At 37.2% G+C, this 24,699-nt stretch carries 27 protein-coding genes; 13 read left to right on the forward strand and 14 right to left on the reverse strand.

Features of this window, described 5'->3' with window-relative positions; all coding sequences use genetic code 11:
* Nucleotides 1-18: 18 nt before the first annotated feature.
* The 10 genes from QOL71_RS13580 to dnaG all read right to left on the reverse strand — a co-directional run bounded on the left by QOL71_RS13580 (nucleotide 19) and on the right by dnaG (nucleotide 10,532).
* Complete coding sequence (locus tag QOL71_RS13580; RefSeq protein ID WP_283417453.1) at nucleotides 19-588, reverse strand: hypothetical protein; 570 nt, start codon at nucleotides 586-588, stop codon at nucleotides 19-21.
* A 42-nt stretch (nucleotides 589-630) separates the two neighbouring features.
* Nucleotides 631-2,010, reverse strand: a complete 1,380-nt coding sequence (locus tag QOL71_RS13585) for a nucleoside permease (RefSeq protein WP_283417454.1) — start codon at nucleotides 2,008-2,010, stop codon at nucleotides 631-633.
* Nucleotides 2,011-2,037: 27 nt separating this feature from the next.
* Nucleotides 2,038-2,640: a bifunctional nuclease family protein gene (locus QOL71_RS13590; RefSeq protein ID WP_283417455.1), complete on the reverse strand. Its 603-nt coding sequence runs from the start codon at nucleotides 2,638-2,640 to the stop codon at nucleotides 2,038-2,040.
* 278 nt (nucleotides 2,641-2,918) lie between these two features.
* A complete protein-coding gene (locus tag QOL71_RS13595) occupies nucleotides 2,919-3,866 on the reverse strand; it encodes an electron transfer flavoprotein subunit alpha/FixB family protein (RefSeq protein WP_283417456.1) in 948 nt (315 codons plus the stop codon).
* Between the two features lie 117 nt (nucleotides 3,867-3,983).
* Complete coding sequence (locus tag QOL71_RS13600) at nucleotides 3,984-4,730, reverse strand: electron transfer flavoprotein subunit beta/FixA family protein (protein WP_283417457.1); 747 nt, start codon at nucleotides 4,728-4,730, stop codon at nucleotides 3,984-3,986.
* Between the two features lie 266 nt (nucleotides 4,731-4,996).
* Entirely contained in the window at nucleotides 4,997-5,698 is a 702-nt protein-coding gene (locus tag QOL71_RS13605) for an SDR family oxidoreductase (protein WP_283417458.1), read from the reverse strand.
* 57 nt (nucleotides 5,699-5,755) lie between these two features.
* Nucleotides 5,756-7,138: a dipeptidase gene (locus tag QOL71_RS13610; protein ID WP_283417459.1), complete on the reverse strand. Its 1,383-nt coding sequence runs from the start codon at nucleotides 7,136-7,138 to the stop codon at nucleotides 5,756-5,758.
* Between the two features lie 135 nt (nucleotides 7,139-7,273).
* Nucleotides 7,274-7,528, reverse strand: a complete 255-nt coding sequence (locus QOL71_RS13615; RefSeq protein WP_283417460.1) for a hypothetical protein — start codon at nucleotides 7,526-7,528, stop codon at nucleotides 7,274-7,276.
* A gap of 328 nt (nucleotides 7,529-7,856) precedes the next feature.
* Nucleotides 7,857-8,534 (reverse strand): ATP-dependent Clp endopeptidase proteolytic subunit ClpP, encoded by a 678-nt coding sequence (gene clpP / locus QOL71_RS13620; protein ID WP_283417461.1) that lies wholly within the window; start codon nucleotides 8,532-8,534, stop codon nucleotides 7,857-7,859.
* Between the two features lie 72 nt (nucleotides 8,535-8,606).
* Nucleotides 8,607-10,532, reverse strand: coding sequence for a DNA primase (gene dnaG, locus QOL71_RS13625; RefSeq protein ID WP_283417462.1), 1,926 nt, complete (start codon nucleotides 10,530-10,532; stop codon nucleotides 8,607-8,609).
* Nucleotides 10,533-10,694: 162 nt separating this feature from the next.
* On the opposite strand from dnaG, the gene QOL71_RS13630 reads away from it, so the two are divergent.
* The 11 genes from QOL71_RS13630 to QOL71_RS13680 all read left to right on the forward strand — a co-directional run bounded on the left by QOL71_RS13630 (nucleotide 10,695) and on the right by QOL71_RS13680 (nucleotide 20,065).
* Nucleotides 10,695-11,369 (forward strand): hypothetical protein, encoded by a 675-nt coding sequence (locus QOL71_RS13630; protein WP_283417463.1) that lies wholly within the window; start codon nucleotides 10,695-10,697, stop codon nucleotides 11,367-11,369.
* A gap of 3 nt (nucleotides 11,370-11,372) precedes the next feature.
* Nucleotides 11,373-12,056, forward strand: coding sequence for a hypothetical protein (locus tag QOL71_RS13635; protein ID WP_283417464.1), 684 nt, complete (start codon nucleotides 11,373-11,375; stop codon nucleotides 12,054-12,056).
* 1 nt (nucleotide 12,057) lies between these two features.
* Nucleotides 12,058-12,708, forward strand: coding sequence for a hypothetical protein (locus QOL71_RS13640; RefSeq protein WP_283417465.1), 651 nt, complete (start codon nucleotides 12,058-12,060; stop codon nucleotides 12,706-12,708).
* A gap of 53 nt (nucleotides 12,709-12,761) precedes the next feature.
* Nucleotides 12,762-13,169: a tRNA (adenosine(37)-N6)-threonylcarbamoyltransferase complex ATPase subunit type 1 TsaE gene (gene tsaE, locus QOL71_RS13645; RefSeq protein ID WP_283417466.1), complete on the forward strand. Its 408-nt coding sequence runs from the start codon at nucleotides 12,762-12,764 to the stop codon at nucleotides 13,167-13,169.
* Between the two features lie 57 nt (nucleotides 13,170-13,226).
* Complete coding sequence (locus tag QOL71_RS13650; RefSeq protein WP_283417467.1) at nucleotides 13,227-14,423, forward strand: alanine dehydrogenase; 1,197 nt, start codon at nucleotides 13,227-13,229, stop codon at nucleotides 14,421-14,423.
* Between the two features lie 8 nt (nucleotides 14,424-14,431).
* On the forward strand, nucleotides 14,432-14,803 hold the full coding sequence (locus tag QOL71_RS13655) for a hypothetical protein (protein WP_283417468.1): 372 nt from the start codon (nucleotides 14,432-14,434) through the stop codon (nucleotides 14,801-14,803).
* 3 nt (nucleotides 14,804-14,806) lie between these two features.
* A complete protein-coding gene (locus tag QOL71_RS13660; protein WP_283417469.1) occupies nucleotides 14,807-15,583 on the forward strand; it encodes a histidine kinase in 777 nt (258 codons plus the stop codon).
* Complete coding sequence (locus tag QOL71_RS13665; RefSeq protein WP_283417470.1) at nucleotides 15,555-16,262, forward strand: LytR/AlgR family response regulator transcription factor; 708 nt, start codon at nucleotides 15,555-15,557, stop codon at nucleotides 16,260-16,262. The genes QOL71_RS13660 and QOL71_RS13665 overlap by 29 nt, the downstream gene beginning before the upstream one ends.
* Before the next feature lie 114 nt (nucleotides 16,263-16,376).
* Entirely contained in the window at nucleotides 16,377-18,653 is a 2,277-nt protein-coding gene (locus QOL71_RS13670) for a cation:proton antiporter (RefSeq protein ID WP_283417471.1), read from the forward strand.
* Between the two features lie 175 nt (nucleotides 18,654-18,828).
* Nucleotides 18,829-19,674 (forward strand): prephenate dehydrogenase, encoded by an 846-nt coding sequence (locus QOL71_RS13675; protein ID WP_283417472.1) that lies wholly within the window; start codon nucleotides 18,829-18,831, stop codon nucleotides 19,672-19,674.
* Between the two features lie 85 nt (nucleotides 19,675-19,759).
* Nucleotides 19,760-20,065 (forward strand): DUF4177 domain-containing protein, encoded by a 306-nt coding sequence (locus QOL71_RS13680; RefSeq protein WP_283417473.1) that lies wholly within the window; start codon nucleotides 19,760-19,762, stop codon nucleotides 20,063-20,065.
* Between the two features lie 190 nt (nucleotides 20,066-20,255).
* On the opposite strand, the gene purE is transcribed toward QOL71_RS13680, so the two are convergent.
* A complete protein-coding gene (gene purE / locus QOL71_RS13685; protein WP_283417474.1) occupies nucleotides 20,256-20,759 on the reverse strand; it encodes a 5-(carboxyamino)imidazole ribonucleotide mutase in 504 nt (167 codons plus the stop codon).
* A gap of 96 nt (nucleotides 20,760-20,855) precedes the next feature.
* Between purE and QOL71_RS13690 the strand changes: the two genes are divergently transcribed.
* A complete protein-coding gene (locus QOL71_RS13690) occupies nucleotides 20,856-21,770 on the forward strand; it encodes a DMT family transporter (RefSeq protein ID WP_283417475.1) in 915 nt (304 codons plus the stop codon).
* Between the two features lie 85 nt (nucleotides 21,771-21,855).
* Complete coding sequence (locus tag QOL71_RS13695; RefSeq protein ID WP_283417476.1) at nucleotides 21,856-22,356, forward strand: hypothetical protein; 501 nt, start codon at nucleotides 21,856-21,858, stop codon at nucleotides 22,354-22,356.
* Nucleotides 22,357-22,396: 40 nt separating this feature from the next.
* On the opposite strand, the gene QOL71_RS13700 is transcribed toward QOL71_RS13695, so the two are convergent.
* The 3 genes from QOL71_RS13700 to QOL71_RS13710 all read right to left on the reverse strand — a co-directional run bounded on the left by QOL71_RS13700 (nucleotide 22,397) and on the right by QOL71_RS13710 (nucleotide 24,601).
* Nucleotides 22,397-23,506 (reverse strand): 5-(carboxyamino)imidazole ribonucleotide synthase, encoded by a 1,110-nt coding sequence (locus QOL71_RS13700; protein ID WP_283417477.1) that lies wholly within the window; start codon nucleotides 23,504-23,506, stop codon nucleotides 22,397-22,399.
* A 115-nt stretch (nucleotides 23,507-23,621) separates the two neighbouring features.
* Nucleotides 23,622-24,062, reverse strand: a complete 441-nt coding sequence (locus QOL71_RS13705) for a nuclear transport factor 2 family protein (RefSeq protein ID WP_283417478.1) — start codon at nucleotides 24,060-24,062, stop codon at nucleotides 23,622-23,624.
* 2 nt (nucleotides 24,063-24,064) lie between these two features.
* Entirely contained in the window at nucleotides 24,065-24,601 is a 537-nt protein-coding gene (locus QOL71_RS13710; protein ID WP_283417479.1) for a DUF1543 domain-containing protein, read from the reverse strand.
* Between the last annotated feature and the right edge of the window lie 98 nt (nucleotides 24,602-24,699).

Raw genomic sequence — 24,699 nt, forward strand, 5'->3', positions numbered from 1 at the left:
TGTTTTATTTAGTACAGATTACAATCCAACCTGGATTTTGAAAGACGCATTAATCCTGATTTTCATTTGAGTAGCAGCCGTTTCAGAACCTTGCATTTTTAAAATGACAGCGCTTTGTTTTGATTTTAAATACTCCATTAACTCTACATCTGCATTAGGTGTGAAATTAAGAGCATCCGGACTTGTATTATTGGTAACCGTAGCTATTGTTTTTTCAGCAAGACCTGGCGCAACAATCAGCAACTCAGCATTCTTAACTTTATCCAGTTTAATGGCATTATTATTTGAAGAAGACATAAAATCCACACTAAAGCTTGAGAGCTTTGCAGATTTCAAATTATTAATCGACATTGAAGGAAATTTCTCTTTGATCTTTGCATCAAGATCAAGATTGAGAGGAATTTCCGGTGATTTGACATATTCTGTTGAAACAACAAAAGGAATTGTTGTTTCTATATTAACAGGGATAGCAAAAGGAACCGGCACCGTAATATCTATTATGTCTTCTACTTTACTGCAGCTGTTGGTGCTACCAATACTTATAAGAAAGGCCGAAACTACCAGAATATTTGTAATTAACTTTTTCATTTTCTTTTATTTTAAAATAACTGCATTCAAATGTATGCCAAATTAATGTGCAATATTCTGAACATCGGCTTCCGAATGCTTATGTTTGAAGAATATCCCGAATAATACAGCTATTATTAATGCATAAGCAGCAAAATAAAGCCAGATATGAGGCCAGTTTTTTACAAATACAATATTGGATAAAGTCCCGTCCGGATTAACCGCAGAATTAAAAGAGTTCTTTAGAATCTCAAGGAAAGTGCTATCTGTCGGAGTAGTTTGCAAGTATGATGATAATTCTGCTGCAGTTGTAAATTTGATTGTAAAAAATTTATCAATCGCCCAGCCGGCAATATAACTTCCAAATACTGCTCCAAAACCATTGGTCATCATCATAAACAGCCCCTGAGCAGACGATCTGATTTTTTTATCTGTCGTAGTTTCCACAAAAAGTGAACCGGAAATATTAAAGAAATCGAATGCCATCCCATAAACGATACAGGACAAAATAATCATCCAAAGTCCATTAACCGGATCTCCGTAAGCAAAAAGCCCAAATCTTAAAACCCAAGCCAGCATACTGATTAACATTACTTTTTTGATTCCAAATCTTCTTAAAAAGAACGGAATCGCCAAAATAAACAGAGTCTCAGAAATCTGCGAAATCGACATAATAATTGTTGACTTTTCTACCACGAACGAATTGGCATATTTTGGAAAATGAGCAAATTCACTTAAAAAAACATCGCCATACGCATTGGTTAATTGCAATGCGGCTCCTAAAAGCATTGAAAACAGGAAGAACAAAGCCATTTTATAATTCCCGAATAACTTGAAAGCGTTCAGTCCCAACTGTTCAGAAAGTGGCGCATTTTTATCAATCAATTTCTGAGGCGGACATTTCGGAAGTGTCAATGCATATAAGCCTAATAATATTGCGACTCCGCCAGCAATATAAAACTGCCCTTCTGTAGCTTTATTTCCTGTTAGATTGGTAATCCACATCGCTACGATAAATCCTATTGTTCCCCAAACTCTAATTGGTGGAAAATCCTTAACAACATCCAAATGACTATTTTTCAATATTGTGTAAGAAATAGAATTCGTTAATGCAATCGTTGGCATATAAAAACACATTGCGACCAACATGATTGAGAAAAATGAGTTTGGTGTCTCCGTATGAGGCAAGATAAAAAGAACTGCACCATAAAGAATCTGTAAAATCGAGTATATTCTCTCCGCATTTACCCAACGGTCTGCAATAATTCCTGTAATAGTTGGCATAAAGATAGAGGCGATCCCCATTGTTCCGAAAACAGCTCCAAACTGAGTTCCGTCCCAGTGTTTTGTTCCAAACCAGAAGTTAGCCATTGTGATTAGCCAGGCTCCCCAAACAAAAAACTGAAGAAAGCTGAGTATCGTTAATCGTAATTTTAGATTCATATGTTAAAAAATGATGTTAAGTCTTTGTTATTCTATTTTTTTATTTCTTCTTTTGATTTCCTCCTGCAACCTGAGTGCTGTATCATAATCTTCTTCTTTCACAGCATCATTCAGCAATTGCTCTAATTCTTCCATAGAAATTCCTGAAAGATCGTTAAAATCAGAAGTCGTCTGCTCTGCTTCCTCCACTTCCAGTTTTGGGTTCTCTTCCAATTCTAGTAAGATTCCTGCTTCATTAAGAACTTCCGAAGTAGTATAAATTGGTGAGTCGAAACGAACAGCCATCGCAACAGCATCTGATGTTCTGGCATCCAGAATGAGTTCTTCTTCCGTTAACGGATTTTTGAAATTAATATTTGAAAAGAAAACGCCGTCCTTGATCTGATAGATAATGACAGATTCTAATTTAAAACCTGTGTTTTTAACAAATTGGGCAAAAAGATCATGTGTCAGAGGACGTGGCGGATTGATATCTTTTTCTAATCCTAAAGAAATGGATTGTGCTTCAAAATTCCCAATAACAACAGGTAATTTAACCGATGTTTCTTCATGTTCCAATAACAGCGCATAAGCTCCCGATTGAGTCTGGCTGTATGAGATCCCTCTAATGATTAATTTTTTATAATCCATTTAGCAAATATAAAATTTTTTGTTAATTTTCATTTAGGATTTATAGATTTTTACATTGTTTACGTTACAAAATCATTATATTTTTAAGCATTTTCTTTTCCGTATTCATAACGCATTGAATTGCAGCAGCCCGACCAGAGTGGAGCTCTTTTTCTTTTTTTGCAAAAAAAGAAAAAAGCGGGAACGGAGGGCGGATTAAGCTGCCCAAATCCTTACATTAGTTGAAACAAAAAAAACCTGAATCAATGACTCAGGTTTGTATTTTTATGAAAACTGGATTAAGCTTTCAATGCTTTGATTTTCTCTGTCAATGCAGGAATGATCTGGAAAGCGTCGCCCACTACGCCGTAATCCGCAGATTTGAAGAAAGGCGCTTCTGCATCATTGTTAATCACAACAATCGTTTTGGAACTGTTAACGCCCGCCAAATGCTGAATCGCACCGGAAATACCGACTGCAATGTAAAGATTAGGCGAAATCGCTTTTCCTGTCTGCCCAACGTGCTCTGTGTGAGGTCTCCAACCAATATCGGAAACCGGTTTTGAACAAGCAGTTGCTGCGCCAAGAACGTTTGCCAAATCTTCAATCATTCCCCAGTTTTCAGGACCTTTCATTCCTCTTCCGGCAGAAACAACGATTTCCGCTTCTTTAAGATCTAATTTCCCTGAAGACTGCTCGTGATTGATCACTTTTGTATCCTCATTGGCGATGCTTAATTCTTTCACTTCTTCGGAACCTGAAACTGCATTTTCTTTAACTCCGAAAGCATTTTGGGACACTGTTACGATAACACCGGCCGCATCAGCTTTAGCGTGCATAAAGCCTTTTCCGGAGAAAGCTTTTCTCTTAACCTGGAAAGGTGAAGTACTTTCCGGAACATCTATCGCATTGGTGATCAATGAATAATTTTTCTGAATTGCCAACATTGGTGCTACAGAAGATGCATCTGTTGTATGAGGAAAAACAATAATGTTTCCGTCAGCAATTTGATTAACTGCTTCTGCATAAGCCTTGGCACTGAAGTTTTTAAGACCTGCGTCTTTTACATTCACTACTTTATCTGCTCCATATTTATAAAGCAAATCCGAAGAATCTGTAGGGTTGATAGAAATTGCAGTTACTGAATCTCCAGTCTTTGCTGCAATAGCTTTTGCATAAGAAACCGCTTCAAATGCTGCTTTTTTGTAAACTCCGTTTATGTTTTCTGCGTATACGAATACTGCCATAATTTTAATTTTTTTAGATTAAAAGGTAATAGACGAAAGATGGTAGACTTTAGAAATATGATTTGAGAACAATATAATATCTAATTATCTATCTGTCTATGTTCTGAATGTCTTTGCTTATATCACTTTCGCTTCTTCGTGAAGTAATCTTACCAACTCGTCCAGATTATCTGCAGAAACCAATTTCACCGCCGCTCTTGGCGCAACACTATCAAAAGAAACGGCTTCCACTTTCACTTCAGAATTAGAAGGTTCAACAACATTCAGAGGTTTTGTTCTTGCGGACATAATTCCTCTCATATTTGGGATAATCAAATCTTTTTCGTCAACCAGACCTTTTTGTCCTGCAACAACAGCCGGTAACTTAACCGAAATCGTTTCTTTACCACCTTCTATTTCTCTAACCGCAGTTGCTTCTGAACCATTAACATCCAATCCAACCGCTGCATTAACAAAAGCATAATTCAACAATTGAGCAACCATTCCGGGAACTGCTCCACCATTGTAATCTATAGATTCTTTTCCTGTAAGAATCAAATCATAACCTCCATCCTGAGCAATTTTTGCAATTTCTTTGGCTACAGAGAAACTGTCTTTTGCTTCGGTGTTTACTCTCACGGCATCATTCGCTCCGATTGCCAAAGCTTTTCTGATAACAGCTTCCGTTCCTGCATCGCCAACATTAACCACTGTTACCGTTGCACCCTGAGATTCCTGTAATTTTATAGCTTTTGTTAAAGCAAATTCATCTAATGGATTGATCACCCATTGGATTCCGTTTTTGTCAAAAGCAGATTTATCTGCTGTAAAATTAATTTTACTTGTAGTGTCCGGAACGCTACTGATACAAACTAATATTTTCATCTGTTAAATATATTTTTAATTTTTTATCGAATAAGAATCAATCTTAACGATAACTTTTGATGTTACTAAGTGTGGCTAATATATACAAAAAATACTATGCATGCATAATTTATTGTTATTTATTAAATAACATCGGAAACCGCTTTAATAGAGGGGTATTTAGATTATCTATAAATAATTCCAACGATTTTAATCAAAATTTTCTGATTTTAAGAATCACAAATATTGAGGTTAAATTATCCAATTTTCACGCAATCAGTAATTTTTTATTTCTTTACCTGACTTGCTCTGAATTCTATTTTACTTGGCAAAACACGCGGATTCATATTCAGCATATCAAGAACAAGATTCCCCATATCTTCTGGCTGGATTTTCCATTCATCTTTTTCTGACGGAACATTTCCATTGAAATATGTTGCAACAGAACCTGGCATTATGGTTGAAACTTTGATATTATACTTTCTAAGGTCAATCATCGCAGCTTGTGTAAAACCGACAACGCCAAACTTAGAAGCATTGTAACCGGCTCCATTTTCGAAGAAGTTGGTTCCTGCAAGACTTGCGATGGTTATGTAATAACCCTGAGTTTTTTTCAGTTCTTCCACCGAAGCTTTCAGTGTGTAGAAACAGCCTGTCAAATTGGTTTCCTGCATCGCATTCCAATCTTCTATCGTCAACTCATCAACCGGTTTGAAGACTCCCAATCCTGCATTAGCGATCACAACATCCAGGCTCCCGAAATTCTGAACAACCCTTTGAACCGCCAGTTCCTCATCTTTAAAATTCCTGACATCAGAACTGACTCCGAAAACACTTTCTGAAATTACCTTAAGCTCAGAAACCGCTTTATCGACATCTTCCTGTTTTCTTCCACTGATAGCGACTTTGTGACCGTTTTTTAACAATACTTCTGCAATACCAAAACCAATTCCTTTGGTTCCGCCTGTGATATAAACTACTTTTGACATAATTGTATTTGATCTAATATTAATAAAAAAGACAGCCTAAACTGTCTTCAATTTTTCTCATCCTTGAGCGTAAAACTCAAAGAAATAAGGGATACTTTCTATTCCTTTGTAGTAATTGTATAGTCCATAATGCTCATTCGGTGAATGAATTGCATCTGAATCCAAACCAAAGCCCATCAAAACAGATTTAGCGCCAAGAACTTTCTCGAACAATGATGTAATCGGAATACTTCCTCCACTTCTGTAAGGCAGAACTTCTTTTCCAAAAGCTTTTTCCATTGCTTTTTTAGCAGCTAAAAATTCTTTGGTATTGCTTTCCAAAACGTAAGGCATTCCACCGTGATGTGGCGTTACCTTAACTTTCACACTTTTCGGGGCAATTTTTTCAAAATACTTAGTGAATTTTTCTGTGATTTCTTCCGGAGTCTGATTGGGAACCAACCTCATTGAAATCTTAGCAAAAGCTTTGGAAGCAATTACAGTTTTTGCGCCTTCACCAGTATAACCTCCCCAGATTCCGTTTACATCAAGAGTTGGCCTGATAGACGCTCTTTCCAAAGTAGTATATCCTTCTTCTCCCTGGATATCATTGAGGCCAATTGATTTTTTGTAGCCTTCCGGATCGTCTTTTAGTTTGTTCATTTCTTTTCTGTCTTCATCAGAAACGATTAAAACATTATCATAGAAACCGTCAACTGTAATATGACCTTTATCGTCAATCAAATCACCAATCATTTTTGAAAGAACATTGATTGGGTTTGGAACGGCACCACCATAAAGACCAGAATGCAAGTCACGATTCGGGCCTTCAACTTCAACTTCAACATAACTTAATCCACGTAAGCCTGTAGTAACCGTCGGCTGCTCATTGGAATAAATATGAGTATCTGAAATCAAAATGACATCGCAGCTCAGTTTTCCCTTATTTTCCTCAAGGAAATCTGCAAGACTTGCAGAACCAACTTCTTCTTCCCCCTCTATCAAAAATTTGACATTACAAGGCAGTGAATCGGTTTTCATCATCGCTTCGAAAGCTTTCACATGCATAAAGAACTGTCCTTTATCATCAGCCGAACCTCTTGCAAAAATGGCACCTTCCGGATGAAGTTCTGTTGTTTTAACAACCGGTTCGAAAGGATCGCTTGTCCATAATTCCAAAGGATCGGCCGGCTGAACGTCATAATGCCCATAAACCAAAACTGTTGGCAAATTAGGAGCAATTATTTTCTCTCCAAAAACGATTGGATAACCTTTGGTTTCAAGGATTTCTACATTGTCAGCTCCGGCAACCTTGAGATGTCTGGCCACTTCATCTGCGCATTTCAGGACTTCTGATTTGTAAGCCGGATCGGCACTGATTGAAGCTATTCTAAGGATATCAAATAATTCATCAAGAAAACGTTGTTTGTTCTCCTGGATGTATTGTTGTGTGTTACTCATTTTATTTATTAATGATAAATGATGATTGATAAATGATTTTAAACTTTGTCAAGATGAGAAAGTAAGGTTCGTAAAAATAAAAAATGTCCTGCAAACGCAAGACATTTTTTGTTATAATATTTTATAAATTTATGATTAGTGAGCAGCTTTAGGTTCTTCTTCTACTGCTGGTTTGGCTTCCGGTTTTATAGCCTTTGCGGAATCTGTTACAATTGGCTGAACAGTTTTTGCGGAATCTGCCTTAGGTTTGTATGTACCATGAGGTGCATTCGGATCGTCGTATGCAACAACTTCGTCTGTTTTTTTCAATACTCTTTTGTTCCCACCTGCAGGAAGATCACAAGACACAACTAAAATAGCAGAAGCCAACAATATAACAGATTTTTTCATTTTTTATAATTTAACGTGTCAAAAGTAGTAAAAATTGAGATTTTCTGCAAAATGTTTTTTTGCAAAGTGTACGCAACATGTCATATTTACATAGTTATCCTAGTCCAGATTTTTCTAAACCAGCTAACTCAACCAATGTTTCTCATTCGCGAAGCGCGCCCCGGCGTAGGCGGAGCTCCTTTTTGCGAGAGGCTATGCCGAGCAAAAAGAGCGGGAGCTGGAGACGGATAAAGGCGCCCAAATTATTGAGTTAGTGAGTTGGAAAGTTACAGGGTTGGAGAATTTGGGTCAATAAAAAAACCTGATTCATCGAATCAGGTTTTGTGATTTATTTTTTTCTTTCGAGAACTTCGTCCACCATTCCGAAACTTTTCGCTTCTTCTGATGTCATCCAATAATCTCTGTCCGACGCTTTTTCTACCCATTCGTAAGTTTGACCGGAATGGTTGGAAATGATATCGTATAATTCTTTTTTCAGTTTCAACATCTCTCTCAGGTTGATCTCCATATCAGAAGCTACACCTTGTGCACCACCGCTTGGCTGGTGAATCATAACTCTGGAGTGCTTCAAGGCAGAACGTTTCCCTTTTTCACCCGCAACCAAAAGCACGGCGCCCATAGATGCAGCCATCCCGGTACAGATTGTTGCTACGTCCGGCTTGATAATCTGCATCGTGTCATAAATCCCCAAACCTGCATAAACGCTACCACCAGGAGAATTGATATAGATCTGAATGTCTTTGCTAGGATCTGAACTTTCCAGGAACAACAACTGCGCTGTTACGATATTCGCGACCTGATCGTCAATCCCTGTTCCAAGGAAAATAATCCTGTCCATCATCAATCTGGAAAAAACGTCCATCTGTGCAACGTTCATTCTTCTTTCCTCCATAATATAAGGTGTCAGATTGGTCGGGTTGAACATTCCCATATATTGATCGGTTACCAAACCGTTGTTTCCCATATGCTTAACTGAGAAATCTCTGAATTCTTTTTTAATGTCCATATTATATTTGGTTATTTTTAAATCTTGTTTGAGTTTGCAATTTCTGTTCCTTTGCTAAAGTAAGACTTTCTGTCACAAAATACGAAATAATTCGCTGTCCAATTTGTTTTTGAGTTGTGTCAGAAGAATTATTTTTTGGTAGATCTCTGTATTATCATTTTCATTACTAAGAGAATTTTTGAGGTCATTAATTAATTTGACAATATATTCTCTTTTATGTCTTAACACGATGTCAGAAACTAACTTAGGAACCACTTCTTCCTCTGAACTGAAATAGATATTATACTTGTTCCAGTTACTTGTGTGATAGTTTTCTATGAGTGCACTGGCCAATTTTCCGGAAACTTCTTCATCCATAAAATCGAAGAAAAAATTACCTGATCGTAATTCGTTCTGGAGAATGCCTTCTTTGATTTCGGAAACGATTTTTTTATTGATATCCAATTGGATTTCGCAATCGTCTTCGTCCAGGTGATTGAGGATTTCTTCGATAACTGTGATTTTATAATCATTACCTTCAGCATCTTTTCTATCAAGAACAAAGTCGCCGTATTTCAACATCAGATCCACCAGCTTTTCTTCCTGAACCAACAATGGGTTAACAGAGAAACCAGCTTCCTGAACGATTTCTAGTTTTGGTGCTGCCTTTTTTTCTTCAAATCTAGGTTTTGATTCCTGCTGCTGTGTTACATTCGTCTGAATCTGAAGTTCATTGAATAAACTTTGTTCACTCAACCCAAATTTATTCGAGACTTCTTTCAGATAAACTTCACGCTTTAACGCATTTTGAACAAAGGCAACCGATTTTACGATATCACGGATTGATTCAGCTTTTCTGATTGGATCATTTCCAGCATCTCTGAGTAAAATCTCTGCTTTGAAATCGATAAAATCTTTAGCTTCTTTGTCAATAAAATTCTCAACAAATTCCTGCGGATGTTTTCTGGCAAAAGAATCGGGATCATCACCATCAGGAAAAAGCAGGACACGGATGTTCATCCCTTCGGACAGCAACATATCGATGCTTCGGAAACTGGCTTTGATTCCTGCATTATCACCATCGAAAAGAATCGTGACGTTTTCCGTTAATCTTTTGATGAGTTTGATCTGTTCGGTTGTCAAAGAAGTTCCGGAACTCGCCACAACATTCTCTATTCCGGATTGGTGTAGCGACACAACATCCATATAACCTTCCACCAAAAGGCAAAGATTCTTCCTGGAAATGGATTGTTTGCTTTGATTAAGTCCGTAAAGAACATTGGACTTATGATAGATTTCGGTTTCCGGAGAATTGAGATATTTCGCCGTTTTGACATTATTCTTGAGAATCCTTGCTCCAAATCCAAGCACTCTTCCCGAAAAACTATGAATCGGAAAAATAACCCTGTCACGGAATCTGTCAATTCCTGAAGGTGTATTTTCCGGAAAAATGGATAAGCCAGATTTTTCTAATATTTCTTTTGAATATGCTTTTTCAAGCGCGAATTCCGTAAACGCATTTTTCTTTTCGGGCGAATATCCCAACTGAAATTTCTTAATAATATCATCCCGAAGTTCTCTTTCTTTGAAATAAAAAAACCCGATCATTTTGCCTTCTTCCGATTCCCAAAGCTGCTCCTGGAAAAAATCATTGGCAACTTCGTGAATTTTGTAAAGCAGATCGCGCTCTGTCTGAGATTGCTTTTCCTCTTCAGAATATTCGCGGACATTTTCCTCTATCTCAATTCCATATTTTTTCGCAGCATGGCGAAGTGCTTCCGGATAAGTAAAATTCTCAATTTCCATTAGGAAAGAAATGGCTGTTCCGCCTTTCCCGGTCGAGAAATCTTTCCAAATCTGTTTACTTGGGGAAACCACAAAACTTGGCGATTTTTCCTCATGAAAAGGACTCAAACCCTTAAAGTTAGAGCCCGCTCTTTTCAACTGAACATATTCGCCGACAATCTCTTCTACTCGTATTGTAGAAAATATTTTATCAATAGTCTCTTTGGTAATCACAATGTAAATCTAATCAAAAAATAGAAATTTAAAAAAAACAAATTTTTCACACATAACAATTTATTATTAAATATAATTAGGCACATAAATTGTTATGACTGAATCATTAATAAAAATATCATTAATTTTACGGCCTTTTGCTTACATTATTATTTAAATTCTATGAAATTACAGACAATTCTATTTGCTCTTTTAATCTATAATTTATCCTTTGCTCAAGTTGGAATTAATACAGCATCACCGACAAGAAAACTTCACGTTTCTGGTTCTATGAGAGTACGGGGAACAATCAATAAATCAGAATCTGCCGCATACAGCAATATATTGGTAACCGATGCTAATGGTAATATCGATTATACAACAAAAGCGAGCCTGCAGCCGACTCCACAACCAGGAACTTCCAATAAAGAAAGCTACAGCCAGATTTATAACATGACAACAGAAAGTGGAGATCCAAACAAAGCCCTGACCTGCGGAAAATTCAGTTTCTCTTTTGATACAGGCGCTTCTTCTAACATCAGATTCAAGTTATCTCAAAATCCTGGAGCTGCCGTAAGTGTTTATATGAGCATGGAACAAAACTGGGATGGCAACGGATATCAGTTTTATCAGGGCAAGGCTTCTTCGGACGATGCAACGGTAGCATTTACGTTTGATGCCAATAACTGGAATACTTATCAACAATTTGCCCAGGCTAACGTTGCCGATTTTGAACAAAACGTGATGCACTTCCAATATCCCGGTGATGCAGATTTTTACAGATTAACAATCTACCGGGCTCTTCAAAGAACAGGAACAACCAATTATGACTTTGCAGCAGTTTGCGAAAAATTCTAGAATATGAAAAAATATTTTTTTGCTACGATTCTAATTTCCGGTCTTGCATACTCGCAGAATACAAATGTTGGAATAGACACCAATGCGCCTACAAGAAAACTGGATGTTAATGGAGATCTGAGAGTGACAACAGGAGCTATTGTTACCAACAATTCTGCATATGACAGAATAGTTACGACCAATAATTCTACAGGTGATGTAGATTATATTACCATTCCTGCTATTTTCCAGACATCAACCAATAACGTAGAAGTAAAGCGTTCGGTTTATCTTGCAACCGGAGCTGTAACTGCCAACGAATGTAACTGCGGTGACATCACTTTTAGGATCAACAATAACAATACTCCGGAATTCAAACTGAACTCGACAACGATATTTGCTACAAATAATAACATCACTACATTTGATCTAGGTTACGGAATAAAACGCTGGTCAAACAATGCGTATAGCTATGCCAACAGAACAGTTACATTCACAACAGCAAATTATGCAACTTATCAGACTCTCGACGCCACAGCTTTTCCTACAACAAATGATGCTGCCGGCAATACGGTAAGGATATATACTATTATTCCGCCAAAACAGAATCATCTATACAGACTTACATTATCGAGAACGAATAACAACAACACGACAACCTATGCATATGCTCTGGTTTGTGAAAGGTTCTATATGCAAACTTTATAATATGGGAAAGATTATATTTATTTCGATTGTATTTTTTTCAACATCTATTTATGGTCAAAATGTTGGCATTAATACCAATTCACCAACCAGAGCCCTTGATGTTAACGGAGATCTCAGAGTAAGAACCTTAACAGATAAAAGCACAGATGCAGCTTACAACAATGTCATTGTCGCAAATACCAACGGCGAATTTGATAAATGGGACAAAGCTAGTTTACTTTCAACAATCCAGACATTAGCTGTAGAAAACAAAAAACTGACTTATGTTTCCAACTCTCCGAACATTGGCAATACCGTAGATTGCGGAAAATTCAGCTTCAGGTTTAATACAGGTCCCGTTCCTCAAATCAAGCTTGTCTCCGGAAACTCAACTACAATATATTATACGATTATCCACAGAGTCAACAAATCTACCGACAGCTTTAGCGGAACTAATACCTTAGCTTCCGGACAGTTAGTAACCATTGGAAGTGGAACAGGAAACAACAGTACAACCGGTTGGCAAACTCTGGATGCAACTTATGCAAACAACGGATTGGATGAACTTTACATTACTTACCCCGGTGATAACAACCTATACAGAGTAACTTTTCTTGCCAGAAACAGCTCAGCAACTCAGTATTTCTATACGATGATCTGTGAAAAATTCTAGTTTCAAATTCCGGATTTGTAGAAATAAATATTTTAATTTTGCGAAAAATAAAAATGGTATTTCAAATCAATACACTTCCGGAATGGAAAGACGTTGTCAATCAAATCATTCCGAATCTTCAGCATAACATTCTCTTGCTTAAAGGCAATCTTGGCGCTGGAAAAACGACTTTTACTCAATACTTACTGAAAGAATTTGGGAGCGATGATGAGATTTCGTCGCCAACCTACTCTATTGTCAACGAGTATGACACGCCAAAAGGAAAAGTTTATCATTTCGATTTGTACCGACTGAAAGATGTAACCGAAGCCTATGATTTCGGGATTGAGGAATATCTGGACAACGGATTTCTTTCTATTATTGAGTGGCCGGAAATCTATATGGATGAGCTGGAAGGCTATGATTTTCACGAAATGACCATAGAAAATACCGAATCCGGAAGAGAAATCGAATTTAATTAACACATACTGTAATTTGTGTTATCTTTGCCTAATATTTTTGATTAATGTTTTGATTTTATGAGCAGCACGTCAACCATATTTACGCCTTTTTCTGAAGAAGAACTGATTCCCAAGGAAGAAAAGTTAGAAGTAGTAAAAAAAGGAAAAACCTTCAGCATCGGTGTTCCTAAGGAAACTTGTCTGAGTGAGAAAAGAACATGTCTGATTCCTGATGCTGTTCAGATATTGGTCAATAACGGTCATAAAGTGATTATAGAAAGTGGCGCCGGCGAAGGCTCACACTTCTCAGATTTGCTTTATTCAGAAGCCGGAGCAGAAATTACCAACGATCCAAAAGTGGCGTTTTCTCAAGATTTGGTGCTTAAAATCAACCCGCCGACAGAAGAAGAAATCGAGTACCTGAGACCTATGACATATCTGATTTCTGCTCTGCAAATCAATCTCAGGGACAAAGATTATTTCATCAAATTAGCGGCTAAAAAAGTCAACGCCATTGCGTTTGAATTCATAATGGATGAGTACAAACAATTGTCTTTGGTAAGATTGATTGGCGAGATTGCAGGTACCGTTTCCATTCTTTATGCATCAGAACTTTTGGCCATGTCCAACGGATTGATGCTTGGTGGGATTACCGGTGTGCGTCCAACGGAAGTAGTAATATTGGGAGCAGGAATCGTGGGCGAATTTGCAACAAAAGCAGCGATTGGCTTAGGTGCAAGTGTCAAAGTTTTTGATAATTCCTTGTCAAAACTACGAAGACTTCACACGTTGGTGGACAGCCGAGTTCCGACTTCAATCATCGATCCAAAAGAACTCACAAAATCTCTTAGACGTGCAGATGTTGTTATCGGTGCTTTGCCAAGACTTAACCTGTCGCCAATCGTAACTGAAGATATGGTGATGAAAATGAAAAAAGGAAGTGTCATCATTGATATTACCATAGATAACGGAAAAGTTATCGAAACATCGGAACTAACTTCTACTGAAAAACCGTTCATCATCAAGCACGGCGTTATCCATTGCGGATTGCCGAACCTGACGTCAAAAATGCCAAGAACAACCACGAAAGCAATCAGCAATTTCTTTTTGAGCTATCTGCTGGGTTACGATGAAGAAGGCGGTTTTGAAAATATGCTGGTTCACAAAAACGAAATCAAGCAATCCTTGTATATGTACAAAGGCCGACACACCAAGCTACTGATTTGCAACAAGTTCGACCTTCCTTACCACGACATCAACCTTCTGATTTTTTAAATCAAACAATGCTCAAAAAACTTAAATTCTATTTTATCGGACTGGTTCCTGGATTATTAATCGTTTTCTTTGTCCTCAATCAGAAAGGTGCAAGCTGCTCGTATTTTCCTAATGACAGAGTGATTGCGGAAACATTGACCAAAGATTTTTCTTATTCTGACCAATTCAAAAAAGAAATGGAAGCGAATAAAATCTCTGAAAAATCCCTGAAAGACGATATCATTTCCAAAGGTAAAATCGATTTCGACAAAAGCAACGCTCAGAAAAAACCTTGTCCGGAATATATTCTAAATTATCCTAAAGACAATCCGACCTATGAAATCCATTATTCCAAATGCAAGGAAAAAGCGGAATTTATCGGTCTTAAAAAGTTAAAATAAACGATGAACGGCAAAAATCTTCTTCTACCCGATTATCTTTTATTTGGTGGGATTTTTGTTATTTTTTTCCTGTTGGTTCTGAGTTTTTTTCTCTTCGGAAAATATAAATCCGTAAAGGCAAAAAATAAGCTCCTCGAAGACAATTTCAAAACGCTGGAAAGCAAATTAGACAATGTAAAACTGGAGCAGATTGAGACCAAGCTCAATCCGCATCTTTTCAAAAACATTCTGAATTCCGTGCAGTCGCATGCTTATCAGACCTACATTTCATTGGACAAACTGGCCAATATTCTGGATTACATTCTCTACGAAAGCGGCAACAAATTTGTCAGTCCAAAAGAAGAACTGGATTTTGCAATGAATCTCATCGAAATCAACAAAATCAAAATCAATCCTTTGTTCGATTTCAGAATTAAGACCAAAATCAACAAAGAAGATCCTGTTTATCAGGAGAAAGTTTTTGCACCGCTGATTTCTGTTGATTTGATTGAAAACGCTTTTAAACACACAGATTTTCTGGCCCAGGATTCTTTTATTTCCGTTAATTTAGTTTTGGATGACGGAACATTTGAAATGAAAGTTTCGAATAAAATTTCAGAGAAAACGCCGTTGCAAAAGGAAAACAGTGGATTCGGAAGCAAATCTTTTGACCAGCGTTTGAAATTGATTTACAAGAATCATTACAAACTCAGCAAAAATATCAGCAATGGTATTTTCACAGCACATCTCACCATTAATCTTTCAGAATTTTATGATAAAGTGCGTTATTCTGGACGATGAGTTACTGGCAATCAGCTACTTGAAATTGCTTTGCAGTGAAATGGAAAATATCGAGGTGGTCAAAGCCTTTAACAATCCAAAAGTTTTTTTACAGGAAATCAATAACATTGATTGTAACATCTGCATTCTCGATATCGAGATGCCTGGAATGAACGGTCTTCAAGTTGCTGAATTAATCCAAGACAAAAAAATTATTTTTACGACGGCTTACAAAGAATACGCAGCAGAAGCTTTTGACCTTGATGTGGTGGATTATGTGCGGAAACCTATCAAAAAAGAACGTCTCCAGCAGGCTTTTGAAAAGGCAGAAAAATTGTTGGGTGAACAGCGAAAAAATCAGTTTTTTGAATGGAACACCAATCTGGGCAAAACCCGAATTTTTGTCAGTGATGTAGTTTACATCAAAACATCGGAAATCGATAGTCGTGATAAGGATTTGAAGCTGAAAAACCATTCAGAAATCATTCTTAAAAACTTAAGTTTTAAAAATTTATCCGAATTATTGCCTCAGAAAAATTTTGTTCAAATCAACAAAAAAGAAATGGTTAACATCGATTTTATTAAGGTTTTTTCCTCTTCGGAAATTATTCTGGATTTGGCTTCATCAGAAGGAAATCCAATAAAATTAAATATCAGTGATACGTTTAAAAGCCAGGTTTCCGAAAAACTCTCAAAATAATTTCAGCGCAGAAAAAGGCCATTTTATTACATTTTTGAATTTGATGTAAAATTCATATTCAAAAACTTCTCAACTTTACATCTTGAAAATTAGGTAAAATTTAAGTCAATGATTATGGCAAAGTACAGGAATATTATATTTTACGTTACAACAATTTTGGTTTTTTCGGCTTTGATGTATTGGTTTTTTGTGGAAGGAAAAACGCTGGAAGCCGGCGAAAACATTATTCATAAAACCAGCAACGGCACAATGTGGGACAATTTTGTCGACTCATTTATGACCAACCTGCATCATCCGCTGGCATTGCTTCTTATCCAAATCGTCACAATAATTTTTGTGGCAAGATTGTTCGGCTGGATTTGTATGAAAATGAAGCAGCCTTCTGTTATTGGCGAAATGATTGCCGGGATTGTCTTAGGACCTTCGCTTTTAGGACTTTATCTCCCCGAATTTTCAGCTTTCCTTTTCCCGAAAGAATCACTTCCTAATTTACAGTTTCTCAGCCAGATAGGATTAATCTTATTTATGTATATCGTGGGAATGGAGCTGGATTTGAGTGTTCTCAGGAAAAGAGCGCACGATGCCGTTGTCATCAGCCACGCTAGTATCATCATTCCATTTGCATTGGGAATCGGATTGTCCTATTTCATTTATAAGGAATTTGCGCCGGATGGTGTCCAATTCAGTTCGTTTGCGTTGTTCATCGCCATTGCGATGAGTATCACGGCATTTCCGGTTTTGGCGAGAATTGTGCAGGAACGGAATCTCCAGAAAACCAAACTTGGAACCATTGTCATCACTTGTGCTGCAGCCGATGATATCACGGCCTGGTGTATTTTGGCAGCCGTGATTGCAATTGTAAAAGCAGGTTCTTTTGCCAGCTCAATTTATGTCATTCTGATGGCGATTACCTATGTTTTTCTAATGATAAAAATCGTGAGACCTTTCCTTAAAAGAATTGCCGAACTGCAATCCGGTAAAGGAATTATCAGCAAATCGATCGTTGCGATTTTTTTCTTAACACTGATTATCTCGGCTTATGCGACGGAAGTTATTGGGATTCACGCATTGTTTGGAGCGTTTATGGCTGGTGCGATAATGCCGGAAAATGTGAAATTCAGGAATCTCTTTATTGAGAAAGTTGAAGATGTTGCACTGGTTTTACTACTACCATTATTCTTTGTTTTCACAGGATTAAGGACCCAAATCGGATTATTGAATGACGGACATCTCTGGATGACTGCAGGTTTGATTATCGCGGTCGCTGTAACAGGAAAATTCATCGGAAGCACTCTCACTGCAAAATTCCTGAGAATCAATTGGAAAGATAGTCTCACAATCGGTGCTTTGATGAATACCCGAGGTCTTATGGAACTGATTGTCCTCAACATCGGTTATGATTTGGGCGTTCTAAGTCCCGAGATTTTTGCAATGATGGTCATAATGGCCTTGTTTACCACCTTTATGACGGGACCTTCTTTGGATTTAATCAATTTTCTGTTCAGAGGAAAAAAATCAATGAGCGATGAAGAAAATAGTGATAATAGTGGAAAATATAAAGTTTTGCTTTCATTTGAAAATCCGGAATCCGGAAGTACACTCTTGAAGCTTGCCGATAATTTCACTAATAAAATGAACGGTAACAAAAGTATTACCGCAATGACCACTGCGCCTGTTGAAGGACTTCACACCTTCGATTCCGACAGTTATGAGGAGGAAATGTTTTCTAACATTATCGACACATCGCAGGAGCTGAAGCTGGAAGTCACTACCCTTTTCAAAGCTTCCAATGACATCGAAAATGATTTGGTGCATATCACTAACAAAGGTAACTATGACTTGCTTCTGATAATGCTTAGAAAATCTATATATGAAGGAACGTTGCTTGGAAAATTGCTGGGTTTTACGACTAAAATCATTAATCCTGAGAAATTACTGAACACAGTTAAAGGCAAATCATATATCTTCAATTCTTCTCCTTTCGATGATTTTACGTTGAGCATACTGGACAAAACCAATATTCCTGTGGGAATTATGGTTGACAAAAACTTCGAAAGTGCAGATAAAATTTTCATTCCGATTTTTGATTTGAGCGATTTTTATCTGGTCGAATATGCCAAGCGACTCATCAATAATAACGATTCTCAGGTCATTATCTTGGATGCTGCCGGACAAATCCGAAGAAATACAGAAATACGCGAACTGATCAGAAATATCGAACATATCGCACCGAATCACATCACGCTTTACAACGAGAAAACCATTGAGAAAGAATTTCTTGAATCTCAGGATCTGATGCTCATCAGCAGCAAAAGCTGGAAAAACCTGATTGACACCAAAAGTCTCTGGTTATCGGATATTCCATCAACGTTAATTATTTCGAATCCATAATTTTTTTGAATTTAATAAAATTAATTCTATCTTCGTTCTGTGAAAACTACAAGCAGAACATATTATTACGCAATTCAAAACCTGAAACAGGATTAGGATTCGTATATAGAAATATCAAAACCTCGTCCTGATGACGGGGTTTTTGTTTTTTAAATCGATTAGAAAAATATTAAAGATGAAGATAGGAATTATCGGAACCGGATTAATCGGAGGTTCCATTGCATTGAAATTAAAAGAGAAAAACTTCACCAATTTCGTTTATGGAATTGACCAAAATGAATACAACCTCAATAAAGCACTTGAACTTAACATTATTGATGAAAAAGCAGGTTTCGAAACAGGAATCCAAAATTCGGATTTGATTATCATTGCAATTCCGGTAGATTCGGCCAGGAAAATATTATCTGATGTTTTAGATTTGATTAATGATAATCAGGTTGTAATGGATGTTGGTTCCACGAAATCCGGCATTGTGGACTCTATCAAAAATCATCCGAACAGAAAACGTTTCGTAGCGTTTCACCCGATGTGGGGAACGGAAAACTCCGGTCCGAATGCGGCAACCAAAGATAGTTTCACAGGAAAAGCAGCCGTGATCTGCAACAAAGAAGAATCCGACGACAGTGCTTTAGAACTTGTAGAAAAACTCATTGAAACATTAGAGATGCATCCAATCTATATGAAGGCTGACGCACACGACATTCACACGGCTTACATCTCTCATATTTCGCATATTACTTCTTATGCACTTGCAAATACGGTTTTAGAAAAAGAGCGTGAGGAAGATACTATTTTTCAGCTAGCGAGCTCTGGTTTCTCGAGTACGGTTCGTCTGGCAAAATCTCATCCGGAAATGTGGGTTCCGATTTTCCGTCAGAACAAAGAAAATGTCTTGGATGTTCTGAATGAACATATTACGCAGCTGAGAAAATTCAAATCCGCTTTGGAGAAAGAGAATTTTGATTATCTGGAAGAATTGATTGTGAATGCGAATAAGATCAGAGGGATTTTGGATAAGTAAAATTATATTTAGATAAAATACGGTTTTCCGTAATTAATTTCATTTTCAATGATTTAGTTTTGTTTTAGATTCTAAAAACTAATCAATGAAAAAAATTTTCTTAACAAGCATATTTGTAATCAGCATTATTTCTTGCAGCCAAAAATGGGAATATAAAACAATTACTTATAAAGGAAGTGAACAAGACGAACTCTCAAAATTTGCGTCAAAAAAAATCGATATAGCAAACAGTTCCCTTAACTCATTAGGCGAAGAAGGCTGGGAATTGGTAGATGTTTTCGAGAAGACAGAAACTGTTCATCCTAATTTTGGAAATACCGAATATGTTACTGGTTTACAACCAAATGTCAGAACTTCAGAAATTAGTTTTGTTTTTAAACGCAAAAAATGATTATTGTAATCTTTATCATTCCATAGGAATCTCAACTGATTAGATTCCTCTGGAATGACAAAATTGTATCTTATGACTAATCTTATTTTATGTTGAATCTGCAGCCCGGCTTGAGCGGAAATCCTTTTTACGCAACGAAGTGGAGTGAAAAGATTGGGAGCGGAAGACGGATTAAGCTGCCCTAACCACTCTACTTATCAAACTGATTCGGATGTTGTTTTTTGATAGCTTCAACAGTTCCAAGAACTTTATCTTTAAGAGAATCCTGGTATTTTTGTAATTTTTCAGAAACCTCGGAATCGAACGTACCAATGATTTTAGCTGCGAGAATCCCGGCATTGGCAGCACCATTCAAAGCAACTGTTGCAACAGGAATCCCCGAAGGCATCTGCAAAATCGACAACACCGAATCCCAACCGTCAATAGAGTTACTTGATAAAATGGGAACGCCAATCACCGGCAAGGTGGTACAACTGGCGACCATTCCCGGAAGATGCGCCGCGCCGCCAGCGCCTGCAATGATAACTTTCAAACCTCTTCCCTTCGCTGTTTTTGCATAGTCGAACATACGTTCCGGCGTTCTGTGTGCGGAAACAACAGTTAGTTCGTAAGGAATTTCCAGAGATTTGAGAAAATCAGCCGCTTGTTGCATTATTGGCAAATCACTTTGACTGCCCATTATTATTCCTACCATTTCATTTTTTATTAGATGCTCAAAGATAAAAATTTATAGGTAAAATCGGAGTTTTTGGAATACCTTTGGATTAGTATTTTTTTTCAAATAAAAGCTTTGAGTTCAAAAACCATTATCGCAATCTTTGTCGTGGCTATTGTCTGGGGAACGACTTTTCTCGGCATCAAAATAGGTGTAGAAACTGTTCCACCCTGGTTTGTTGCAGGGTTACGTCAATTTTTGGCATCGCTTGTCCTGCTTCCTATTCTGATTTATACGAAAAACCTGAAATGGATTGGCTGGAGAAATTTCCGAATTCAGATTACACTGTCATCATTAATGTTGGTTGGTGCGAATGGCTTGACAACGGTTGCCGAGGAAAATCTCACCAGCAGTTTAACATCTTTAATCAGTGCGCTATCTCCGATTTTCATTTTTGTTGCGAGTATGGCTATTGGAATGGAAAAATTCACTTACCGGACAATGGCAGGACTTCTAATGGGTTTTTTTGGTGTGCTTTTCATTTTCTGGGACGGCATTAATGACCTGATGAATCCAAGCTACAGATTAGGACTGCTAATTTTGATTATCGCAATAATGAGCTGGGGACTTGGAACAATTTACACGAAAAAGATTAACGTTAAAAATAACAATCTATTCCTGAATCTTTTCTACCAGTTTGCATTTGCAGGAATTATCCAGTTGATTTTCGCTTTCTCATTTTCAGAAACCATTGATATTTCAGCCTGGTCTGTAAAAAGTGTTTCAGCCATTATTTATCTTGCTGTTTTCGGTTCTGTACTGGCGTTTTTCTCGTATCATTATCTACTTAGAACATTACTACCAACACAAGTTTCGATTTTGTCTTACGTGAATACTATCATCAGTATTTTCCTCAGCTGGCTGATTCTTGGAGAAACAATTTCCACTAAATTCATTATTGCTACAGCGTGTATCATCAGCGGTGTATTCATTATTAATTATAAACCCGGAATGCTAAAATTCAGGCCGATGCAAAAATATTTAAAATGATAAAATTTGTTGATTGAGATATTCTTCAAATTGATATATTTACATTAAATAAAACACATTTATTAACCAAAATAAAAATCTTACAATGAAAAAAATCTTATTGACAGCTTCCGCAGCTGGACTATTATTCGCAACGTCTTGTACCAAAAAGGAAGAAACTGTTGTTACAGATGCTAACAAAGATACAGTGGCAGTAGTAACTTCGGAAACAGCGCCAATGACTGAAATGGAGGCCAAAGCTGCTGTAGACAAAGCACAAGCCGACCTGGACGCCGCTATCAAAAAAGGTGATAAAGATGCCGAAGCTGCTGCCAGAAAAGCCTTAGGGGACGCCAATATGGCTTGGGAAAATACCAAAACCGCTGTTGGCAATGCAGCGCAGGACGTGAAAGCAGGCGTTGACAATGCTGTTGATAAAACAAAAGTGGCTGCAGAAAATGCCAAGCAGGATATGAAAGCTGCTGCTCAGGACACAAAAGAAGCTATTAACAAAACGGCGCAGGATGCTAAGGAAGCTTCTAAAAAAGCGGCAGGCGATGCAAAAGATGCTTATAACAATGCGTTAGAAAGTGCCAAAGCCAAATAATTTTTAAATAAGAAACGGTCAGATAATTCTGACCGTTTTTTTATGCTATTACTCTCACTAGAGACTTGATGTGAATTAGTTTTTCCATTAATTCCTCTCTGGAATCCGCCAGAACATTGATGTGTCCCATTTTCCTTCCCGGTTTGGTTTCCGTTTTTCCATAGAGATGAACATAAGTTTTGGGTAATTTTAACACGTCATCCAAACCCTCATATTTTACTTTTCCGGAATAATTGTCATCACCGACAAGATTCAGCATTCCGGAAAATCCGAATGTATCTGTATCAGCTAAAGACTGATTGGTCACGACTCTGTAAAATTGCTCAAACTGGGAATTGGCGTTGCCTTCCTGTGACTGATGGCCGGAATTATGGAGTCTCGGCGCAGTTTCATTGACCCAAACTTTTCCGTTTTTGTCAAGGAACAATTCAATCGCAAAAAGTCCTGCAGAATCTGCACTTCTTATGAATTGATTGGCAATTACATTAATCTGTTTCTGAGTTTCCTCAGAAATATCAGCCGGACAGATGTTGAAATCCAGAAGATTCAGTTTTGGGTCTGCAACCATTTCTGTTACTGGAAATGTTTTGATCTCGCCGTTTTCGTTTTTAGCAACAATTACTGATAATTCTTTATCAATATCAACCAGATTTTCCAAAACCGATTCCTGAGTCCAAAGGTTTCTCCAATCCTGATTTGAACGAAGCAATTGAACACCCTTCCCATCATAACCGCCTGTATTCAGTTTTTGCACGAAAGGCAATTGGATTTTGATTTCGTCCTCGCTACCGTCCATAATTTCGAATTCAGGAGACGGAATTCTATTCTCTTCATAGAATTGTTTTTGCAAAATCTTCTGTTGAATGATCTTGATAATTTTAGAATTAGGAACTACTTTTACACCTTGATTTTCCAATGTTTCAAGCGCATCTGCATTCACGTGTTCGATTTCTATCGTCACCACATCTTTGTCCTGTCCGAATTCCAAAACGGTATCATAATCATTGAAATCACCTCTAGTGAAATGAGAAATATGGGCGCAGGAACATTCCGGATTAGGGTCGAGAACATAGAATTCATCATCATATTTTAATGCTTCCTGAATGAACATTCTTCCCAATTGTCCACCTCCTAAAATTCCGATTTTCATTTTTTTTACTTTCTTTTAGATTTATTTTTTAAACGCAAATTTCGTAAATTATTTTTTGACTAAAGTCAATTGATTTTTAAATTAAAAAATGGGCTAAAGCCCATTCCTATTGATATTAATTTTTACAATTATCTTTTCTTCTAGTATCGATGATGTACTGGATTTTCCATTCGTTATTCGACTTTACCAACTGGAACGAGTTGACGCCGCAATGCGAAAACTGACCTTTGTAATAAAACTCATACGGCGTCCAAACCGAAGCCAGATTTCCGTCAATCAGAATATTTGAAAATATGATTCTCTCATCCAGGCTTTCTTTTTCGGCTTTGGAAATACTTAGAGCGAAATCATTGATACTTTCATTTTTAACCTCTGCTGTTCTTGTAATAGTCTGCAAAACGGCATTCTTATGAAATGATTTTTTAATCAATGCAGAATCAGAAGTTTTCATTCCATTAAACAATTGATTGACTGTCGATTTAATTGATTCTTCTTCAGATTTTTGGGCCAAGAAAAACGAAGAAACGAAAACAAGAATTAGAGAAATTGCTTTCATAATTATTTGATTTTAAGATAACCGATTTTCATCACATTTTCCTGATGTTCAATATCAGATTTTTCAAGGATAATGGAATATTTTTCTTTGGAATTCTCTGACAACAGATCATTAACATTGTAGATATCATCGATATCCACACCATGTTTATCATCAATGTGACTTACAGCGTTCGCGAAACCCATGGTTTTATAAAATTCGGTTTGTTTCACTCTCTTAATAACATCGCTGAGAGATTTCCCAACCATTAGATGCTGCTCGTGAAACTCTTCAAAATGCCCCGGCTTGTAACCACCGAGATTGATAAAAAACAATTGATCAGATGACTTTTCGGAAAGCTTATTCATGACTTTCACTTCAAAGCCATCGGCAAAACGGACTTCCTGATAGCAATCGATATGGATTTTGGCATCTGACCAAAAACTCTTCATCTCCGGAATCAGATCCTCAAAACGTTCTGCAACCCCGAAAAAAACATCGTGTTGTTCGATATTTCTGCCCTTTGGTGTTGCGCCTAAAATAACGTAGAATAATTTCATTCCGAGAAAATGTTTCACAAAAATACTTAAAATAATATGTAAAATCCAATCCGTAAACTGAGTCTTGTAAGAGAACAAAAATCACTAATTCCTACAAT

The organism is Epilithonimonas pallida, from assembly GCF_900182975.1.
Taxonomy (GTDB): domain Bacteria; phylum Bacteroidota; class Bacteroidia; order Flavobacteriales; family Weeksellaceae; genus Epilithonimonas; species Epilithonimonas pallida.

Excerpts from the sequence above, each read along its gene's own strand:
- QOL71_RS13580 (WP_283417453.1), bottom strand. The coding sequence starts at position 588 with ATGAAAAAGTTAATTACAAATATTCTGGTAGTTTCGGCCTTTCTTATA.
- QOL71_RS13585 (WP_283417454.1), bottom strand. The coding sequence starts at position 2,010 with ATGAATCTAAAATTACGATTAACGATACTCAGCTTTCTTCAGTTTTTT.
- QOL71_RS13590 (WP_283417455.1), bottom strand. The coding sequence starts at position 2,640 with ATGGATTATAAAAAATTAATCATTAGAGGGATCTCATACAGCCAGACT.
- QOL71_RS13595 (WP_283417456.1), bottom strand. The coding sequence starts at position 3,866 with ATGGCAGTATTCGTATACGCAGAAAACATAAACGGAGTTTACAAAAAA.
- QOL71_RS13600 (WP_283417457.1), bottom strand. The coding sequence starts at position 4,730 with ATGAAAATATTAGTTTGTATCAGTAGCGTTCCGGACACTACAAGTAAA.
- QOL71_RS13605 (WP_283417458.1), bottom strand. The coding sequence starts at position 5,698 with ATGTCAAAAGTAGTTTATATCACAGGCGGAACCAAAGGAATTGGTTTT.
- QOL71_RS13610 (WP_283417459.1), bottom strand. The coding sequence starts at position 7,138 with ATGAGTAACACACAACAATACATCCAGGAGAACAAACAACGTTTTCTT.
- QOL71_RS13615 (WP_283417460.1), bottom strand. The coding sequence starts at position 7,528 with ATGAAAAAATCTGTTATATTGTTGGCTTCTGCTATTTTAGTTGTGTCT.
- clpP (WP_283417461.1), bottom strand. The coding sequence starts at position 8,534 with ATGGACATTAAAAAAGAATTCAGAGATTTCTCAGTTAAGCATATGGGA.
- QOL71_RS13630 (WP_283417463.1), top strand. The coding sequence starts at position 10,695 with ATGAAATTACAGACAATTCTATTTGCTCTTTTAATCTATAATTTATCC.
- QOL71_RS13635 (WP_283417464.1), top strand. The coding sequence starts at position 11,373 with ATGAAAAAATATTTTTTTGCTACGATTCTAATTTCCGGTCTTGCATAC.
- QOL71_RS13640 (WP_283417465.1), top strand. The coding sequence starts at position 12,058 with ATGGGAAAGATTATATTTATTTCGATTGTATTTTTTTCAACATCTATT.
- tsaE (WP_283417466.1), top strand. The coding sequence starts at position 12,762 with ATGGTATTTCAAATCAATACACTTCCGGAATGGAAAGACGTTGTCAAT.
- QOL71_RS13650 (WP_283417467.1), top strand. The coding sequence starts at position 13,227 with ATGAGCAGCACGTCAACCATATTTACGCCTTTTTCTGAAGAAGAACTG.
- QOL71_RS13655 (WP_283417468.1), top strand. The coding sequence starts at position 14,432 with ATGCTCAAAAAACTTAAATTCTATTTTATCGGACTGGTTCCTGGATTA.
- QOL71_RS13660 (WP_283417469.1), top strand. The coding sequence starts at position 14,807 with ATGAACGGCAAAAATCTTCTTCTACCCGATTATCTTTTATTTGGTGGG.
- QOL71_RS13665 (WP_283417470.1), top strand. The coding sequence starts at position 15,555 with ATGATAAAGTGCGTTATTCTGGACGATGAGTTACTGGCAATCAGCTAC.
- QOL71_RS13670 (WP_283417471.1), top strand. The coding sequence starts at position 16,377 with ATGGCAAAGTACAGGAATATTATATTTTACGTTACAACAATTTTGGTT.
- QOL71_RS13675 (WP_283417472.1), top strand. The coding sequence starts at position 18,829 with ATGAAGATAGGAATTATCGGAACCGGATTAATCGGAGGTTCCATTGCA.
- QOL71_RS13680 (WP_283417473.1), top strand. The coding sequence starts at position 19,760 with ATGAAAAAAATTTTCTTAACAAGCATATTTGTAATCAGCATTATTTCT.
- purE (WP_283417474.1), bottom strand. The coding sequence starts at position 20,759 with ATGGTAGGAATAATAATGGGCAGTCAAAGTGATTTGCCAATAATGCAA.
- QOL71_RS13695 (WP_283417476.1), top strand. The coding sequence starts at position 21,856 with ATGAAAAAAATCTTATTGACAGCTTCCGCAGCTGGACTATTATTCGCA.
- QOL71_RS13700 (WP_283417477.1), bottom strand. The coding sequence starts at position 23,506 with ATGAAAATCGGAATTTTAGGAGGTGGACAATTGGGAAGAATGTTCATT.
- QOL71_RS13705 (WP_283417478.1), bottom strand. The coding sequence starts at position 24,062 with ATGAAAGCAATTTCTCTAATTCTTGTTTTCGTTTCTTCGTTTTTCTTG.
- QOL71_RS13710 (WP_283417479.1), bottom strand. The coding sequence starts at position 24,601 with ATGAAATTATTCTACGTTATTTTAGGCGCAACACCAAAGGGCAGAAAT.